The 15,699-nt window shown below is 66.2% G+C and carries 19 protein-coding genes; 7 read left to right on the top strand and 12 right to left on the bottom strand.

Annotated features, from left to right (window positions below):
- Positions 1 to 19: 19 nt before the first annotated feature.
- The 7 genes from ACR80S_RS15065 to ACR80S_RS15035 form a co-directional block, all read right to left on the bottom strand.
- The gene (locus tag ACR80S_RS15065) at positions 20 to 703 is read right to left on the bottom strand and encodes a TVP38/TMEM64 family protein (RefSeq protein ID WP_435401797.1); all 684 of its coding nucleotides are present in this window, start codon (positions 701 to 703) and stop codon (positions 20 to 22) included.
- On the bottom strand, positions 690 to 1,373 hold the full coding sequence (locus ACR80S_RS15060; protein ID WP_435403707.1) for an ABC transporter ATP-binding protein: 684 nt from the start codon (positions 1,371 to 1,373) through the stop codon (positions 690 to 692). The genes ACR80S_RS15065 and ACR80S_RS15060 overlap by 14 nt, the downstream gene beginning before the upstream one ends.
- A gap of 105 nt (positions 1,374 to 1,478) precedes the next feature.
- Entirely contained in the window at positions 1,479 to 2,456 is a 978-nt protein-coding gene (locus ACR80S_RS15055) for a metal ABC transporter solute-binding protein, Zn/Mn family (protein WP_435403706.1), read from the bottom strand.
- Between the two features lie 55 nt (positions 2,457 to 2,511).
- Positions 2,512 to 3,402: a metal ABC transporter permease gene (locus ACR80S_RS15050; RefSeq protein ID WP_435401800.1), complete on the bottom strand. Its 891-nt coding sequence runs from the start codon at positions 3,400 to 3,402 to the stop codon at positions 2,512 to 2,514.
- Positions 3,386 to 4,120, bottom strand: a complete 735-nt coding sequence (locus ACR80S_RS15045) for a metal ABC transporter ATP-binding protein (RefSeq protein ID WP_435401801.1) — start codon at positions 4,118 to 4,120, stop codon at positions 3,386 to 3,388. The genes ACR80S_RS15050 and ACR80S_RS15045 overlap by 17 nt, the downstream gene beginning before the upstream one ends.
- On the bottom strand, positions 4,120 to 4,272 hold the full coding sequence (locus tag ACR80S_RS15040; protein WP_435401802.1) for a hypothetical protein: 153 nt from the start codon (positions 4,270 to 4,272) through the stop codon (positions 4,120 to 4,122). The genes ACR80S_RS15045 and ACR80S_RS15040 overlap by 1 nt, the downstream gene beginning before the upstream one ends.
- 92 nt (positions 4,273 to 4,364) lie before the next feature.
- Entirely contained in the window at positions 4,365 to 5,069 is a 705-nt protein-coding gene (locus tag ACR80S_RS15035) for a hypothetical protein (protein WP_435403705.1), read from the bottom strand.
- A gap of 194 nt (positions 5,070 to 5,263) precedes the next feature.
- Between ACR80S_RS15035 and ACR80S_RS15030 the strand changes: the two genes are divergently transcribed.
- The 3 genes from ACR80S_RS15030 (at position 5,264) to ACR80S_RS15020 (ending at position 8,322) form a co-directional block, all read left to right on the top strand.
- The gene (locus ACR80S_RS15030) at positions 5,264 to 6,301 is read left to right on the top strand and encodes a DUF4349 domain-containing protein (protein WP_435401804.1); all 1,038 of its coding nucleotides are present in this window, start codon (positions 5,264 to 5,266) and stop codon (positions 6,299 to 6,301) included.
- 110 nt (positions 6,302 to 6,411) lie between these two features.
- Entirely contained in the window at positions 6,412 to 7,611 is a 1,200-nt protein-coding gene (locus ACR80S_RS15025) for a Na/Pi symporter (protein WP_435401805.1), read from the top strand.
- A 24-nt stretch (positions 7,612 to 7,635) separates the two neighbouring features.
- Positions 7,636 to 8,322, top strand: coding sequence for a phosphate signaling complex PhoU family protein (locus ACR80S_RS15020; protein ID WP_435401806.1), 687 nt, complete (start codon positions 7,636 to 7,638; stop codon positions 8,320 to 8,322).
- On the opposite strand, the gene ACR80S_RS15015 is transcribed toward ACR80S_RS15020, so the two are convergent.
- Positions 8,319 to 9,317, bottom strand: a complete 999-nt coding sequence (locus ACR80S_RS15015) for an aldo/keto reductase (RefSeq protein ID WP_435401807.1) — start codon at positions 9,315 to 9,317, stop codon at positions 8,319 to 8,321. The two genes, ACR80S_RS15020 and ACR80S_RS15015, sit on opposite strands and share 4 nt — an antisense overlap.
- Positions 9,318 to 9,519: 202 nt before the next feature.
- On the opposite strand from ACR80S_RS15015, the gene ACR80S_RS15010 reads away from it, so the two are divergent.
- On the top strand, positions 9,520 to 10,770 hold the full coding sequence (locus ACR80S_RS15010) for a YbfB/YjiJ family MFS transporter (protein ID WP_435401808.1): 1,251 nt from the start codon (positions 9,520 to 9,522) through the stop codon (positions 10,768 to 10,770).
- Positions 10,771 to 10,777: 7 nt separating this feature from the next.
- Here ACR80S_RS15010 and ACR80S_RS15005 read toward each other — a convergent pair whose 3' ends face one another.
- Positions 10,778 to 11,668 (bottom strand): alpha/beta hydrolase, encoded by an 891-nt coding sequence (locus ACR80S_RS15005; protein WP_435401809.1) that lies wholly within the window; start codon positions 11,666 to 11,668, stop codon positions 10,778 to 10,780.
- Between the two features lie 126 nt (positions 11,669 to 11,794).
- Between ACR80S_RS15005 and ACR80S_RS15000 the strand changes: the two genes are divergently transcribed.
- The 3 genes from ACR80S_RS15000 to ACR80S_RS14990 all read left to right on the top strand — a co-directional run bounded on the left by ACR80S_RS15000 (position 11,795) and on the right by ACR80S_RS14990 (position 13,687).
- Positions 11,795 to 12,814, top strand: coding sequence for an acyltransferase family protein (locus ACR80S_RS15000; RefSeq protein WP_435401810.1), 1,020 nt, complete (start codon positions 11,795 to 11,797; stop codon positions 12,812 to 12,814).
- Positions 12,815 to 12,938: 124 nt separating this feature from the next.
- Positions 12,939 to 13,328 (top strand): DUF4168 domain-containing protein, encoded by a 390-nt coding sequence (locus tag ACR80S_RS14995; protein ID WP_435401811.1) that lies wholly within the window; start codon positions 12,939 to 12,941, stop codon positions 13,326 to 13,328.
- A gap of 38 nt (positions 13,329 to 13,366) precedes the next feature.
- Positions 13,367 to 13,687, top strand: a complete 321-nt coding sequence (locus ACR80S_RS14990; RefSeq protein ID WP_435401812.1) for a hypothetical protein — start codon at positions 13,367 to 13,369, stop codon at positions 13,685 to 13,687.
- A gap of 341 nt (positions 13,688 to 14,028) precedes the next feature.
- Here the strand turns inward: ACR80S_RS14990 and ACR80S_RS14985 are convergent, their stop codons facing one another.
- The 3 genes from ACR80S_RS14985 to ACR80S_RS14975 form a co-directional block, all read right to left on the bottom strand.
- Positions 14,029 to 14,694: a phasin family protein gene (locus ACR80S_RS14985; protein WP_435403704.1), complete on the bottom strand. Its 666-nt coding sequence runs from the start codon at positions 14,692 to 14,694 to the stop codon at positions 14,029 to 14,031.
- Positions 14,695 to 15,017: 323 nt separating this feature from the next.
- Positions 15,018 to 15,209: a hypothetical protein gene (locus ACR80S_RS14980; RefSeq protein ID WP_435403703.1), complete on the bottom strand. Its 192-nt coding sequence runs from the start codon at positions 15,207 to 15,209 to the stop codon at positions 15,018 to 15,020.
- Between the two features lie 261 nt (positions 15,210 to 15,470).
- A complete protein-coding gene (locus tag ACR80S_RS14975) occupies positions 15,471 to 15,617 on the bottom strand; it encodes a hypothetical protein (RefSeq protein ID WP_435403702.1) in 147 nt (48 codons plus the stop codon).
- Positions 15,618 to 15,699 lie beyond the last annotated feature (82 nt).

Below are 15,699 nucleotides of genomic sequence, written 5' to 3'. Positions count from 1 at the left end.
GAAGGCAAGGCCCCCTGAGTCAGTCGAGGTGCAGCCAGCGCGCCAGGCGAGACTGGCGGTGGCGGCGCAGGTACCAGGGCAGCAGGCTCATCACGGCAAGGATGGTGATCGCCGCCGTGATGGTGAGTACCGGGTGCAGGTCGAAGGTGTGGCCGAGGCTCGCGAATACCAGGGTCATGGGCAGCATGCCGAGGGAGGTGGCCAGAGCGAAGCGCCACCCCGTGATGGCGGTGACGCCGGCGGCATAGCTGATCAGCGCGAAGGAGAAGATCGGAATCAGCCGGGTGAGCAGCACGATGATGAACAGCAGCCGCTGCGAGCCCTCGGCACCGAACAGCGGATTGTCGTGGAACCGCTGGCGTATCAGGTCGCGCCCCAGCAGCCGGGCGAGGAGGAAGGCGATCATGGCCCCGGCCAGAGCCCCGGTGGCTGCCAGCAGGGAACCAGGCAGGACGCCGAAGGCCATGCCCGAGGCGGAGGTGATGGGCAGAGTGGGCAGGGGGCCGACGATCACCGCCATGACCATCAGCGCCATCAGCAGTAGCGGGCCCAGGAGGCCTTGAGCGTTGAGCCACTGCGACAGGGCACCCGGCGACAGGGAGTCGGGCATGCCCAGCTCCCTGAGCAGCAGCCAGATCAGCCCCGTGTTGATCACCACGACAAGCAGCACGCCACCGCGAAAGAGCCAGCTACCTCGGGCCATTGGGGAGCTCCGCCATGACCTCTACCTTGCCCTGTGACAGCCGCAGGCAGCGATCCAGCGGGGCCGCCACCTGGGGGCTATGAGTCACCATCAGCAGCGCGCAGCCGGTCTGGCGCACCAGGCCGAGCAGCAGGTCGAGCACCTCGCCGGCGGTGGTCTCGTCCAGGTTGCCGGTGGGCTCATCGGCCAGCAGCAGGGCGGGGCGCGGGGCCAGGGCGCGGCCGATGGCCAGGCGTTGCTGCTGGCCGCCGGAGAGCTGTTCGGGGTAGCGCCGCTCCATCCCCTCCAGGCCCAGCCGGCGGATCAGCTCCGCCGACCAGTCCGGGTCCTCCACGCCGGCCAGCCGCGCTTGCAGGCGCAGGTTGTCGAGCACCGAGAGGCTCGGCACCAGGTGGAACTGCTGGAATACCAGCCCCACCGCCTCGCGGCGCAGCCGGGCCCGCTCGGGTTCGCTGAGCGACGAGATCGCCCGGCCGGCCAGGCGCACCTCGCCGGCATCGGGCAGGTCGAGCCCTGCGGCGAGATGCAGCAGGGTCGACTTGCCGCTGCCCGACTCGCCCATGAGCGCCAGGCTCTCACCGGGAGCCAGCGCCAGGTCGACCCCGGCGAGCACCGTCAGCGGCCCCTGGGGCGTGGGATAGGCCTTGTGGACCTGGCGAAATTCCAGCATGGCGGGTTTCCAGGGGATGAGTGTTCGATAGTCCCATAAAAACGGCGGCCACAAAAAAACAACGCCACCCCGAGGTGGCGTTGACGGTGTTACTGGGCCTCTGGCTCAGTGGCGATGGCCGTGGCCATGATCGTCGTCATCGTGGTCGTCATGCCCATGATCATCATGGCCGGGCTGGGCCAGGGCGCCGTGCAGGGTCCGGGCGTTGTGGCGCATCATGCCCAGCCAGGTGCTGGCCTCGCCTTCCGCGGCCAGGGCGTCGGCGTAGAGGGTGCCGGCGATGGGCAGGTCGGTCTCCTCGGCGAGTTGGTGGATAATCGCGGGGCTGGTCATGTTCTCATGGAACAGCGCCTGGACGTTTTCTGCGCGAATCACGTCGATCAGCTGGGCCATGTTGGCCGCGCTCGGTTCCGCTTCGGTGGAGAGCCCCACCGGCGAGAGAAAGCGCAGGCCGTAGGCGCTGGCGAAATAGCCGAAGGAGTCGTGGCCGGTGATCACGCTGGTGGAAGCCGGGATCTCGGTGAGCAGCGCGCGGATGTCGGCGTCGGTGGCGTCGATCTCGTTGATGTAGCGCTCGGCGTTGGCAGTGTAGGCCTCGGCATTGTTCGGGTCGGCCTCGATCAAGCCGTCGCGGATGTTAGCCACATAGACCTTGCCCACGCCCAGGTCCTGCCAGCCATGGGGATCCTGATCGCCATGGTCATGGTCGTCATGGTCGTCATGGTCGTCATGGGTCGCCGCCACTCGGTCGATGCCCTCGGTGGTGGTGACCAGAGGGCCAGCGTAGTCGCTGGCGTCGATCAGGCGCTCCATCCAGCCCTCGAACTGCAGGCCGTTGAAGACCACAAGATCGGCCTCGGCCAGGGCGCGAGCGTCAGTGGGACGAGGCGAGTAGACGTGGGCGTCGCTGTCGGGGCCGACCAGGGAGGTCACCTCGACGTGGTCGCCGCCGACGTTCTCGATCATGTCGGCGAGGATGCTGAAGCTGGTGACCACCTGCACGCGCTCGGCGGCGAAGGCGGCAGGCAGGGCCAGCAGGGCGGAGACGCCGAGCAGGGCGGCGGAGGCGTTCAGGATGCGCATGGGGAAGGGCTCCTTGGTTTTATGTCAGCAAGAGTCGCGTGTCGTAGGATCGCGGTCAGTGGGATTCGGGAGCGCCCAGGGGCGCAGCGCGACGCTGCAGGCGCTCGCGCAGGCTGTGGTGGCGGCCCAGCAGCGCGGAGAGCAGGTAGGCCGCCCCGGCCAGCAGGATGATCGATGGGCCGGAGGGCAGGCTCAGATGGTAGGAGAGCAAGAGCCCGCCGGTGCTGGCGACCAGGGCGATGGCCACGGCGATGCCGATCAGCCCCTCCAGGCGCTTGCTCCAGAAGCGTGCCGTGGTGGCCGGCAGCATCATCAGGCCCACCGCCATCAGTGTGCCCAGGGTCTGGAAGCCGGCGGTGAGGTTGAGCACCACCAGGCCCAGGAAGACCCCCTGGATCAGCCCGCTGTGCACCCCCTGGCCGCGCAGGAACAGCGGGTCCAGGCACTCCACTACCAGGGCGCGGAAGATCACCGCCAGGGTGACCACAATCAGGCTGCTGATGCCGGCGATCAGCACCAGCGCGGTGGTGTTCACGGCCAGGATCGAGCCGAACAGCACATGGGTGAGGTCCACGCTGCTGCCGCCCAGCGACACCAACATCACCCCGGCGGCCAGCGAGATCAGGAAGAAGCTGGCCATGGCGGAGTCCTCGCGGTGGCCGGTCATCTGCGACACGCTGCCGGCCAGCACAGCCACCAGCAGGCCCGAGAGCACGCCGCCCAGGCTCATCATCGGCAGCGAGAAGCCAGCGAACAAAAAGCCCAGTGCCACCCCGGGCAGGATGGCGTGGGCCATGGCGTCGCCGATCAGGCTCATGCCGCGCAGCATCAAAAAGACCCCCAGCGGCGGGGCGGCCAGCGAGAGTGCCAGGCCCGCTACCAGGGCGCGCCGCATGAAGCCGTAGTCGAAGGGGGCGAGCAGCCAAGCGTCAAGCAGTTCCAGCATGCAGGGTATCCGGGAAGGTGAGGGGCAGGCGCGGCGCGCGGGGCGGCTGGCCGGCGTAGCGGTCGAGCAGCGAGTCGGGGCTGACCCATTTACCGTGGCCGCCGGCCAGGAAGAGCACGTCGTCGGCCAGGCGCGAGAGCTGTTCCATGTCGTGGAGCACCACGATGATGGTGGCGCCTTCCCGGGCCATGTCGCGCAGCACGTCCATCAGCACGTCGACGGTCTCGATATCGACGTTGGCGAAGGGCTCGTCCAGCAGCAGCAGCTCGGCCTCCTGCATCAGGGTGCGGCCGAGCAGGGCGCGCTGGCGCTGGCCGCCGGAGAGCTCGCCGAGCTGGCGGTGAGCCAGGTGGGAGATGCCCAGGCGGGCCATGATCTCGCGGCCGCGCCGGTAGTGGGCCGCGCAATAGCCTTTCAGCGCCCCGTGGCTGGGCCAGGTGCCGGTCATGATCAGCTCTTCGACGCTCATCGGGAAGCCAAGGTCCAGGGCCAGCTGCTGGGGCAGCCAGGCGCTGCGCTCCCTGGGCACCTGGCACGCCACGCGGCCTGCCACCGGGCGCAGCATGCCCATGATCGCCGCTATCAGGGTGCTCTTGCCGGCGCCGTTGGCGCCTATCAGGGCGGTGATGGCGCCGTCCTGGAAGCGGCCGTCCAGGTGCTCCAGCACGGTGCGCCCGCCCCGGGCGAGCTGCAGGTCCTCGAGCTGAAGGCGCGACATCAGGACCACCACCCGGCGGCCCAGGAGACCGTCAGCCACAGGCCGGCCAGGGGCAGAACCGCCGCCAGCAGCAGGCGGCGGGTCGCGGAGAGGGACATCAGGGAGAAGTGGCAGGGCCCTTCCGGGCGGTGCCGGTGTGCACGGTGTGCCATGGGAAAACCTCCGTCGTAATGGCGGAGGTTATAACATAACAATAGCGGTCCTGACCACCGTCACGTAGAGGCTACGATGGCCGCGTGGTGGCTCAGTAGCGCAGCGCTACTCCCAACTGGTTCGGCCCCACCAGCAGGGCGTATTCGCCTTCGAGGTGCAGCTCGCCCAGGGAGACCCGGGCCGGCTGGAAGCGGTTGATGGCGGAGGTGGCCTGGCGTGGCTGGGTCTGCAGCTGCAGCTCGTTGATCAACATGCCGGTGGCGAAGTTGATGGCACCGTCGCGTTCGCGGCCGTCGCCCACGGCAATCAGCAGCCCCGCTGCGGTGTTCACGGCGAGCGAGCCGAGCCGCGCCTCCCAGCTGCGCCGTCGGCGCTCCTCATCGGCCACCGCCGTGAGCAGGGTCCGGGCGCCGTCGATATCGCCGGGCTCACCGGCCTGCAGCTCCCGGTAGGCGGCGGGGTGGGGCTGACGATCCAGGAACATGCCGCCCAGCGCCAGCGCCGATTTCACCACCCCGACCCGGGCGTCATAGCGGTCGTCGCGGTCGCTAGCTTCGCTGGCCTGCCAGGCGTTCAGTGCCAGGCTGCCGGCGTAGACCGTCGTCCAGCCCGCCTGCCAATAGCTCGCCTGGCGGGCGCCGTCGGCCAGGGCCGTCTCGTAGGCCTGCCATTCGTCACCGGGGGTCTGGGCCAGGGCGGGAAGCGGCAGCAGCAGGGCGATCAGGCAGCCAAGGCGAGTCAGGCGAGCGAGGCGAGCGAGGCGGGGCATGGCGATCTCCAGCGAATCGTGACTCATCGGGAATATGTCGGGAGCCGGGAAGGAAAGCCTAGCACCGCCGGCCGTGGAGAGCCCGCCGTCGGCGCATCGGCGCGCAATGGCATCGGTTGATCGGTTCCTAGGTTCATCGGTTCCTCGGCACTGGGGGGCAGCCGCCGGCGGTGGCGAGATGGTAGGCTTCAGGCCTTCTCCCCGTCATGGACGACCCCGGCATGCCCGCCCGCGCTTCTCTCACTTCTCGCCTCCGCCTGCTGGGTTCTGGTCTGCTCGGCCCTGGTCTGCTGGGTCTGGGCCTGCTGGTCGCGCTGGGGCTCTCCGGCTGCGACGCCTTCGATGGCGGTGAAGTCTCCCCTTATTTCGACCCCGGCATGTCGAGCCAGGGCGACGGCTTTTCCAGTCAGGACTATTCCGAAAAGGGTTTCGCCGGCGAGGCCATGGTGCGCCAGGCCGACATGGTCGGTACCGTCTCGGCGCCGGAGGCCGGCGCCGAGACGGCCGAATCGCGCATCGAGGAGCGGCGCCACTACCAGCTGCAGTTCGATGCTGCCGAGGCGCTGATGGCCACCTACCACGAGGCCCACGAGGCCTGTCTGGGCATGAGCGGTTGCCAGGTGGAGCAAGGGCGGCTCAGCACTCCCCGCCAGGGCCTGGCCAGCGGCACCCTGGTGATGCGCATCGACCGGGATCGGGTCGACGAGGCCGAGCCGGTGCAGCGCATCAACGAATCCCCGGCCCTCAGCGGCGTGGAGATCACCCGCGAGGATCGCACCCAGCAGATCATCGACCTCGAGGCGCGCCTGGCCCAGCAGGTCGTGCTGCGCGAGCGGCTCGCCGAATTGGCCCTGGAGGGGCGTGGCTTCAGCGAGCGCCGGATCCAGGACCTGCTGCAGGTGGAGCGGGAGCTCGCCCGGGTGCAGGGCGAGATCGAATCGATGCAGGGTCGCCAGCGCCATCTCTCCCGGGTCACCGACAGCGTCTCGGTCACCGCCAGCTTCCAGCAGCAGCGCTGGGTGGAGCCCCACGAGTACGGCCCCCTGGCCCCGCTGTGGCGCGCCCTGGACCGCAGCGTCAGCCTGTTCTTCGAGTCGGTGGGGCAAGTGATTCTGGTGGTGGTCTTCCTCACTCCCTGGCTGGTGCTGGGCATTCCCGCGCTGTGGCTGCTCAGCCGGCTGTGGCGCCCGGTGCGCCGCGGCATCACCCACCTGGGCCAGCGACGCCGCGCCCGGCGAGCCACCCTTCGCGACGATTAAGATGCGTATGTCATTAAAGTGTCACATAGTGGCGCTACGTTGCGCCCACTGACACGGAATTGTCACGTAACCGTCATGAAGGGACCGTTCACCAACACGGCAGACCGCTAATGTCGAATCTTGGACCTTCCACCGATCGTCCCGCTCTCGCACGCCAGGCCACTCACGAGGTGCCAGCCTGGCTGCGGGGGATCTACGCCGGCCTGTGCCTCTACCTGTTTCTAGCCGCCCTCAACGTGCTGGGCGCGGGCCTTGGCACCTTCGGCGGCGATAGCGATGTCCTGACCCGCGCCTTCGCCTACGGCGAGAACCCCTTCATCGCTTTGATGGCCGGCGTGCTGGTCACCATGACCGTCCAGAGTTCGTCGTTCACCTCGGCGCTGATCGTCACCCTGGTGGCCAGCGGCGAGATGACCCTGGGCACGGCGGTGTTCGCCATCATGGGTGCCAACATCGGCACTGCGGTGACCGGGGTGATCGTGGCGCTGGCCAACGTGCGCATCAAGCGCAACTTCCGTCGCTCCTTCACCGCGGCGATGATGCACGATTTCTTCAACATCCTGACCGTGCTGATCGTCTTCCCGCTGGAGTGGCTGACGGGGATGTTCCACGAGGGTGGCCGCGGCATCCTCACTCGGCTGGCCGGTTGGCTGGCTGAGCTGATCGGCCTGGAGGAGGTCGCCCGCCCCAACAGTCCCATCAAGGTGATCACCGCCCCCATTGTCGATGCCGCCCATTGGCTGGGGGTGGCCCTGATGCCGAGCGCGGCTGCCGCTGGCCTCTTCGTGGCGGGCCTGGGCATGGCGCTGATGTTCCTGGCCCTGGTGTTCATGGTGCAGAACCTGCGCGGCGCCCTGCTGCGCCACATGGACGGCCTGTTTCGCACCTATTTCTTTCGCACCGACGCCCGCGCCTACGGGGTCGGGGTGATCTCCACCGTGCTGGTGCAGTCCAGCACCATCACCAGCAGTCTGATGGTGCCGCTGGCCGGGGCCGGCGTGGTGCGCCTGCGCCGGGTGCTGCCGTTCATGATGGGCGCCAACCTGGGCACCACCGTGACCAGCGTGCTGGCCGCCACCGCCAACCCCATCGCCGCGGCGATGACAGTGGCGCTGTTTCACGTCATCTTCAACCTGACCGGCACCGCCATCTGGTGGCCGCTGCGGGTCATTCCGCTGCGCATCGCCACCTGGTACGGCCGGCTGGCCGGCAAGCAGGTCCGCTACGCCTTCCTGTTCCTGATCGGCGTATTCCTGGTGGTGCCCCTGGCCGGCATCACCGCCACCGAACTGTTCATGCGCCTGCGCTGAGCGCGGCCAACCGGGAGGTTACCCATGTTTCGACAGCTCTATAGCGCTTTTACCTCGGAGAACAGCATCGATCAGGCCTACGCAGACCTGACCCGGATGCTCGAGCACGGCGCCTGGATGTTTTCCCGTGCCAACGAGGTGCTCTACAGCACCGTGCCCGCCGAGGAGGTGCGCGAGCCGCTCTACCAGCGTGACCGCGCCGTCAACGAGCTCGAGCGCTCCATCCGCCGCAAGGTGCTGCGCCACCTCACCGTCAACCCCGGCCACGACGTGGCCATCTGCCTGGCGTTGATGAGCGTGGCAAAGGACGCCGAGCGCATCGGCGATTACTGCAAGAACGTCTTCGAGGTCGGCGCCTTCTACAGCGAAGGTTTTCACGTGCCCAGCTATCAGCAGCCGCTGGACGAGATGTCCGAGCGGCTCAACGGCCTGTTCCAGGAGCTGATCGCCGCTACCCGCGACTCCGACGAGGCCAAGGCACACAAGGTGATCGAGGTCACCCGTGAGATCCGCGGCCGCTGCGACGACCTGATCGAGGCGCTGCTGCGCGAAGAGGAGGCGATCGAGTTCCATGAGGCGGTGGCCTACTCGCTGCTGGCCCGCCACTACAAGCGGGTGGCCTCGCACCTGGCCAATGTTGCCACCGCGGTGACCGGCCGCCTGGAGGACCTGGACTTCCCCAGCGAAGACGACGACCGCGCCCTGGACTAGAACTCCTCGGTATCCACCTCGGCCTGCTGCGCCTCTGTGTAGCGCCCGCCGGCCACCCGCTCCGGGGCCAGCAGCGCATCGAGGCGTGCCACGGTGGTGGCCTCCAGGCGCAGGTCGCCGGCGGCCAGGTTCTCGCGCATATGCGCGATGGAGCGGGTGCCGGGGATGGGCAGGATATCGTCGCCCTTGGCCCGCAGCCACGCCAGGGCGAGCTGGCCGGTGGTCACCTCGAACTCCCTCGCCACGGCCGCCAACTCGGCCAGCAGCGCCAGGTTGTGCGGCAGGTGCTCGTCGCTGAAGCGCGGCAGGCTGCGGCGCATGTCGCCCTCCGCCAGCCGGGTGGCATCGGTTACCGCGCCGCTCAGGAAGCCACGGCCCAGCGGGCTGAAGGCCACGAAGGCGGCCCCCGCCTCGCGGCACGCTTCGATCACCGCGATCTCCGGGTTGCGGGTCCAAAGCGAGTACTCTGACTGCACCGCGGCGATGGGGTGCTCGGCATGGGCGCGGCGCAGGGTGGCCGCGCAGACCTCGGAGAGCCCCACGGCGCCGATCTTGCCCTCCGCCACCAGCTGGCCCAGCTCTCCCACGCTCTCCTCGATGGCCACGTTTCTGTCCCAGCGGTGCAGGTAGTAGAGGTCCAGGTGGTCGGTGTCCAGGCGTGCCAGGCTCTCCTCGCACTGGCGTCGCAGGGTGGCCGGGCGGCCGTCGATCACCTTCTTGCCCTGTTCGGGGTCCATGGCCATGCCGCACTTGCTGGCCAGCAGGATCTCCCCGCGCTTGTCCGCCAATGCCTTGCCCACCAGCCGTTCGTTGGCGGTGGCGCCGTAGAGGGTGGCGGTGTCGAAGTGGCGATAGCCCATATCGAAGGCGGCATCCAGCGCACGCAGCGCCTCCGCCTCGGGCACCGGCTGGCCGTAGCCATGGGAGAGATTCATGCAGCCCAGGCCAATGGCGGGCGAGGCGACGGCCTGGAGACGAGTCATCAAGGAGGACATGGTAGCGCCCTTGTGTCGGGTGGGTCAGAGGCCGAGAGTAGCAAGTTATGCCGACAATGTGGCAGCGGTCTGTCGGCGTTCGGCGACGTCATGAGGGTTGCATGGGAAGTCGGTGATGGAAGTCGGTTATGGTAGTGCCCACAGCGACGCAGCGACATAACGACATAACGACAAAACGATACGGACTCTAGGAGCGCCAGGCATGGCCACGCCTTCGTCATCATCGCTCGGGGTGCCTTCCCCGGGCTTTCTTTCCCCGCGCTACCGGGTACTGCTGGCCGGCGTGTTCAGCCAGATCCTCTGCATCGGCGTGGCGCGCTTCGCCTATACGCCGCTGCTGCCGGTGATGCAGCAGCAGACCTGGCTGAGCGATGCCCAGGGCGGCTGGCTGGCCGCCCTCAACTACGCCGGCTACATGTTCGGCGCGCTGCTCGCGGCCTCCATCCACAGCATTCGGCTCAAGGACACCCTCTACCGCCTCACCCTGGTGCTGGCGGTGCTCTCCACCGCCGGCATGGCCCTGGCCGACAGCTTCTGGCTGTGGGCGGGCATGCGCTTCGTGGCTGGCTTCTCCAGCAGCGGCGCCATGCTGCTGGCCTCGGGGTTGATCCTGCACTGGCTGATCAGCCACCGGCAACGCGGGGAACTGGGCATCCACTTCGCGGGGGTGGGGCTCGGCATGCTGGTGGCCGCCCTGGCGGTGGAGTTGATGCTGCGCCTCGCCTTCGATTGGCAGGCCCAGTGGTGGGGTTTCACCGTGTTGGCCATGGTGCTGCTGATGCCCGCCTGGCGCTGGCTGCCACGACCGATGAAGCCTGCGCAAGGCGCCGGCGTCAGTACCCCGCGCGCGGCCATACCGCCCAACCGCACCTTCATGCGGCTGATGCTCGCCGCCTACTTCTGCGCCGGCTACGGCTACGTGATCAGCGCCACCTTCATCGTCGCCATCGTCGAGCGCGAGCCGCTGCTCGTGGGCGCCGGCAACTGGACCTTCGCCCTGGTGGGGCTGGCCGCGGCCCCCGCGGTGATGGTGTGGGACCTGATCGCCCGGCGTTTCGGCTACCTGGGCGCGCTGATCGCCGCCATGGCCCTGCAGGTGGTGGGCATCGTGCTGCCGGCCCTGACCCAGAGCCTGGCCGGCGTGCTGATCAGCGCTGTGCTCTACGGCGGCACCTTCCTGGGCTGCGTGAGCCTGGTGCTGACCATGGCCGGGCGGCTCTACCCGCAGAGCCCCGCGCGGATGATGGGGCGCATGACCCTGGCCTACGGCACGGCGCAGATCGTCGCCCCGGCGCTCACCGGGATGCTCGCCGAGGCCACCGGCCACTACTACACCGGGCTGTGGCTGGCCGGCGGTTTCGTGGCCCTGGGTGCGCTGCTGCTGATCTGGTTGCGCGCGGTGGACCAGACCGCCCAGCGGCTGGATGCCGAGGCGAAGGTGGGAGTGGCGTGAGATCGCGTCATCTGTCGTCTGGTGGTTCCGCCAGCGGCGGCTGCAGGTAGCGGAACATGAAATCCAGCGCCGGACCCAGGCTGGCGCGCCACACCCCCCAGGTATGGCCGCCGGAGAGCACCTCCAGCGGTACCTGACCCGGCTGGCTTGGCTCCAGCAACGCCTGCAGCCGGCGGGCGTGGCTCTCGGCATCGAAGACGTCGTAATTGCCGGCGCTCAGATAGAGCGGAACGACGTAATCCTGGCCGAGGTAGCTGTCGAGGTGGGCGGTGTAGTTGAGCCGCTGCCAGAGGTCGGCGTCGAAGCGGTTGTCCGAAGTCAGGAAGGCGGCATGCTCCCGGGCGGTGGAGTTGGCCGGCGGCAGAGGATAGTAGCTGGCCGGGCTCAAGGCCGCCGCGGCGGCGAACAGCTCGGGCCGCTCGAGGACGAAGTTGATGGTGCCGTAGCCGCCGGCGGAGAGCCCGGCGATACCGCGCCATTCGCGCTTCGGCACCACCCGCCAGACGTCCTCCACGTGGGGCATCAGGTCCTCCAGGAACGCGGTGCGGGCCGGCTCGTTATGGCCGTCAACCCACCAGCTCTGGCTGCCCGGCATCACGATCACCGTCGGCGGGATGCGCCCCTGGCGTATCATGCTGTCGGCGATCTGCTTGAGCGCGCCGCGGGTCACCCAGTCGCGGTCGTTGCCGAAGGAGCCGTGAAGCAGGTATACCACCGGATAGTCGAGCCCGGAGTCGTGATAGCCGTCGGGCAGGTATAGGGTGTAGGGGTAGTCGCGCTCCAGTACCTCGGAGTGGAAACGGTGATGGGAGACCTGGCTGGCCAGCGCCTGGCCAGCCACCAGCAGGAACATCAGGATCGTCAGGATAGTCAGTGTGCAGCGTCTGGCTGCCGCCATATCGGGCCCTCCCTGTGCGCAGTTGGTTGCCAGTTTCCGAAAAGGGGATGCATGCCGAGTGTGGCGGTCAGACCACAGGCCCGGCAAAGGTGTTCCACCCACGCGCGGATGGCAGGGAATCGACACATGCAACGAATCGAGGAAATCTACTGGCTGCGCGCCTACGGCTGTCTGGCGGTCTTCAGCTTTCATCTCCTCGATCACCTCAACCAGCGCATCGACACCCTGGCCACCGACCTCGCCCGCATCCCCACGGTGCTCGGTACCCCGATCTTCATCTTCATCTCGATCTTCCTGTTCTCGATGCGCTATGGCAACAACATCCCCCCGGGCTTCTTGGGCAGCCGGGTGAAGTACGTGATGGTGCCCTACCTGGTCTATGGCCTGGTCTACTCGATGGCGGAGTATCTGCGTCTGCGTGCCGCCGGCGCGGATGCCGGCCTGGTGGAGACCCTGCGCGAGTACCTGCTTTACGCCGGCTGGCACGGCTATTTCCTGATCATTGCCGCCCAGTTCTATGCCTTCTACTGGCTCTACGGCCGCCTGCACCTGGAGCGCTGGCTGCCCGCCACCCCCTGGCTCGCGATCGGCAGCCTGATCAGCATGGCCTGGTGGGGCTACTGGCAGTCGCGCAGCGACTTGCCGCCGGGCTACCTGCACTGGATCGCCCCGCTGGGCTGGCTCTACCTCTTCTTCCTGGCGCTGGTGCTGGTGCGCCACTACCACGACAGCCCCGGGGGGCGCCCCGCCTGGCTGATGGCCCTGGCTCGCCCGCGCTGGCTTGCCGCCCTGGTCGGCCTGGTGGTGCTGTTCTCGCTGCCCGGCTGGCTGGCGTACTCCTCCAAGGAGGTGTGGGTGGTGCCGCTGTTCCTGCTCTTCACCATCTGGGTGATGGGGCGGCTGCGCGGTCGCCCGGCGCCGCCGCTGGTGCGGCGACTCAACGAGTTCTCCTTCGGCATCTACCTGGCCCACCCGATGTTCTTCAACCTGGTCGACGTGCTGGACCCCGGCCAGCGCCTGCCGCTTCTGCTCTATGTGCTGGCCTTGGGGGTGGTGGGCATGGCCGGCTCCATCGCCTGGAACCTGGCCGCCAACCGCCTGGAGTGGGGTGGACTGCTGTTCGGCAAGCGGCTGCGAGTGGCCTGATACCCGGTGAATCATCCGGTTACCAACCCTTACCCTAAAGTTATGAACGCGAGCCGATGACTATCGTCTCAGGAAAGCACATACACGCAACGCCCCCTGGAGGGGTGATGCCCTGGAGGTATCAATGAAACGGATGACTGCCCTGATCTCTGCCGCCCTGCTCAGCGCTGGCCTGATGTCGGCCACCGCCCACGCCCAGCAGGACCCGGCGGCCGCCCCCGAGCAGCCCCAGGCCGCGGCCCCGGCCCCGGCGATGGACTTTTCCGATCAGCAGCTTCAGCAGTTTGCGGATGCATCCGAAGAGATCGTCGTGATCTCCCAGGAGTATACCGAGCGCCTGCAGACCGCTGATGATGAAGCCGCTCAGCAGGAAGTACAGATGGAAGCCAACGACAAGATGGTCGAAGCGGTCGAGGAGAGTGGTCTCGACGTGGATACCTTCAACACCATCGGCCAGGCCCTTCAGCAGGACCCGGAGCTGATGCAGCGCGTTCAGGAAATGGTTCAGTCTTGAAGCGGATTGATCAGAATGAGCGCCACAAGGAGCGAAGCATGATGATGAAACAACTGTTCAAGAAGGCAGGCGTACTGGGTCTTTCTCTCGGTCTGCTGGCCAGCCCGCTGGCCTTCGCCGACATGCACGACCCGGCGGATGAAGAGTATGAGGCCGGTGAACCTACGACCACCCCCTCGGCTGATCTGGAAGCCGATGCCATGGAGGAACCGGGTGCCCCGGCCGAGCCGGGTACCCCCGCCGATGAGCCCGGCTTCGGCAGCGGCACCGAGCCGATGCCCACTGGAGAGGGTGGCGCCGAGCCTGACGAACAGGGCGAGTGGGAGTTGCCGGACGACGAGGCGTCTCCGGTCAACTAAGCAGAGGAGAGCCGATCTTTTTCAATGGGTTCCCCCGGCGCGGCCGGCCAATGCGCCCTCTCCCCTTGGGATTTTGACCCGGTCCGCGCCTTTCGCCCCCGCCCTGCGGGGGCTTTTTGTGGCTGGCCGGCATGGGGGGTTCTATTCATCTGGCCCCTTCGGCCTTCGGCAGCCAGACAGCAGAAGGGCCGCTTTTCTGAAAAGCGGCCCTTGAGTTGCAACATTTAAGTTACAAGGTTCCAGCTGGATTCCAACGTTCAACATGCTTTGCCCGACTTGCAGGCCGACTTCGTGCGCTTGTCGGCTTGCCGCTGGCTTTTCCGTTGAGCGTCGTCAGCGTCTTACTTGTTCTTCTGAGTGTTGTGTTTTGCTTGATCCTGGCCCTTCTGAAGGTTGTCCTTTGCCTGGTCCTGTCCCTTCTGAAGGTTGTCCTTTCCCTGGTCCTGTCCCTTCTGAAGGTTGTCCTTTGCCTGGTCCTGACCTTTCTGGAAGTTTTGCTTTGCCTGCTCCTGACCCTTCTGAAGGTTGTCCTGGAACTGCTCCTGGCCCTTCTGAAGATTGGATTCTACTTGCTCCTGACCCTTCTGAAGGTTTTCCTGGAACTGCTCCTGACCCTTCTGCATGTTCTCTTCGAGCTGCGAGCGGCCCGACTGCATGGTCTCCATGGTCAGCTCCTGAGTCTCCTTCAGGTATTCCTGGCTCAAGGCCCGGATTTTTTCAGCGTCTTCCTTCAGGCGCTCACTCATTTCCTTGACGGCCTGCTGTTGCTGCTCGATCACCTGCTTGAAACTGTCGGCATCTCGAACTTCAAGCCAGGAGCGGGACTGGGCCAGGCTGGTGTCCGTGAAGGCGCGGACGGCATCAAACTGGGCCGAGAACAGCTGCTCGAAGTAATCAGTCGTCATTGCGCCGTAGGCACGCACCGGCTCGACGATGGTCTTGTCGAACTGCTGGGTAGCTTGCTCGGTAGCCTGGTTGATATCTGACTTGGTATTTTCAGTGTTCATCTAATCGCTCCTTGTCTTGCGACAATTCAGTGAAATCATTAACCGAGCAATGAAAATGCTCAGATAAGTTATCTATTCAGCAAGCGAGCCATCAAAAAGACTGATGCTGCTTTTGCCTGTTGGTGTAGAAGCGTCAACCCCAAGATGACAGCTCGTCATTCCTTGTCGGACCGGCACCTGCTACTACATCAACCGAATTCTAAACAGCCATCGAGTGATTTTCCGTGCGGTAACGCACACAATGCTGCACTGCCGCAAAAAAATATAGGTGGCCGAGGACAAACTCCCATTTCCGGCACGGCTCCCCGGTATTTCATCAATGACTACTCGAGATCACCTAACGCCGTGGTAACGGCTTCTGCATATTGGCCTTCTGTCAGCCCCCAGGTGCTGAGTACTTCTGGATCGGGTGTTTCATTGGTAGCGGCGTGAAGCTCTTCGGCGGATTTTTCGTCAAAGCAATGCTTGGCATACGCCTTCGTCTTGGGGTCATTCAGCTGATTGATGAGTTTCATACTGGTTCCTCGTATTAAGGGCCACTTCAAGCGCTATCGCGCCATTTTCTCTATCAATGTAACGGACGAGGAACGGCGCATCAGTTCGCTACCACACAGAGCAGAACTGCACGACTGAGGCAGGTTCAGCCCGGTGTCAGGGCTTCTCAACACGGCCTCCGCCTTATGCCGGTATTGGGCCTTGACGGGGGTCTTACTTCTGATCGTCGTCGAATTGCCAGACCTGCTTGAGGCGGTTGACGGTGTACATCTGGCGCCCGATCAGCAGCCAGTCCCGATTAAGGGTCGCGACATCCTGGATGATCGCTCTTCCAGCAGCCCCTCGTCGGCGAGCCCCGCGGCGCGCAGCTTCCGAGGTGGCTCGCCGGCGCTGCCCGCCAGCTTCCAGATGCCTTGTTCGATGGCCATGAACGTTTTCTTATTCTCATTGGCTATATATATTTCTTTTATGGGGCCCTTGGTGCTCTCTATAATATTTCTTAACACGGCC

The sequence above is a fragment of the Halomonas salsilacus genome (assembly GCF_051216275.1).
Lineage (GTDB): Bacteria > Pseudomonadota > Gammaproteobacteria > Pseudomonadales > Halomonadaceae > Halomonas.
This window is presented reverse-complemented; position numbering and strand designations above follow the sequence as displayed.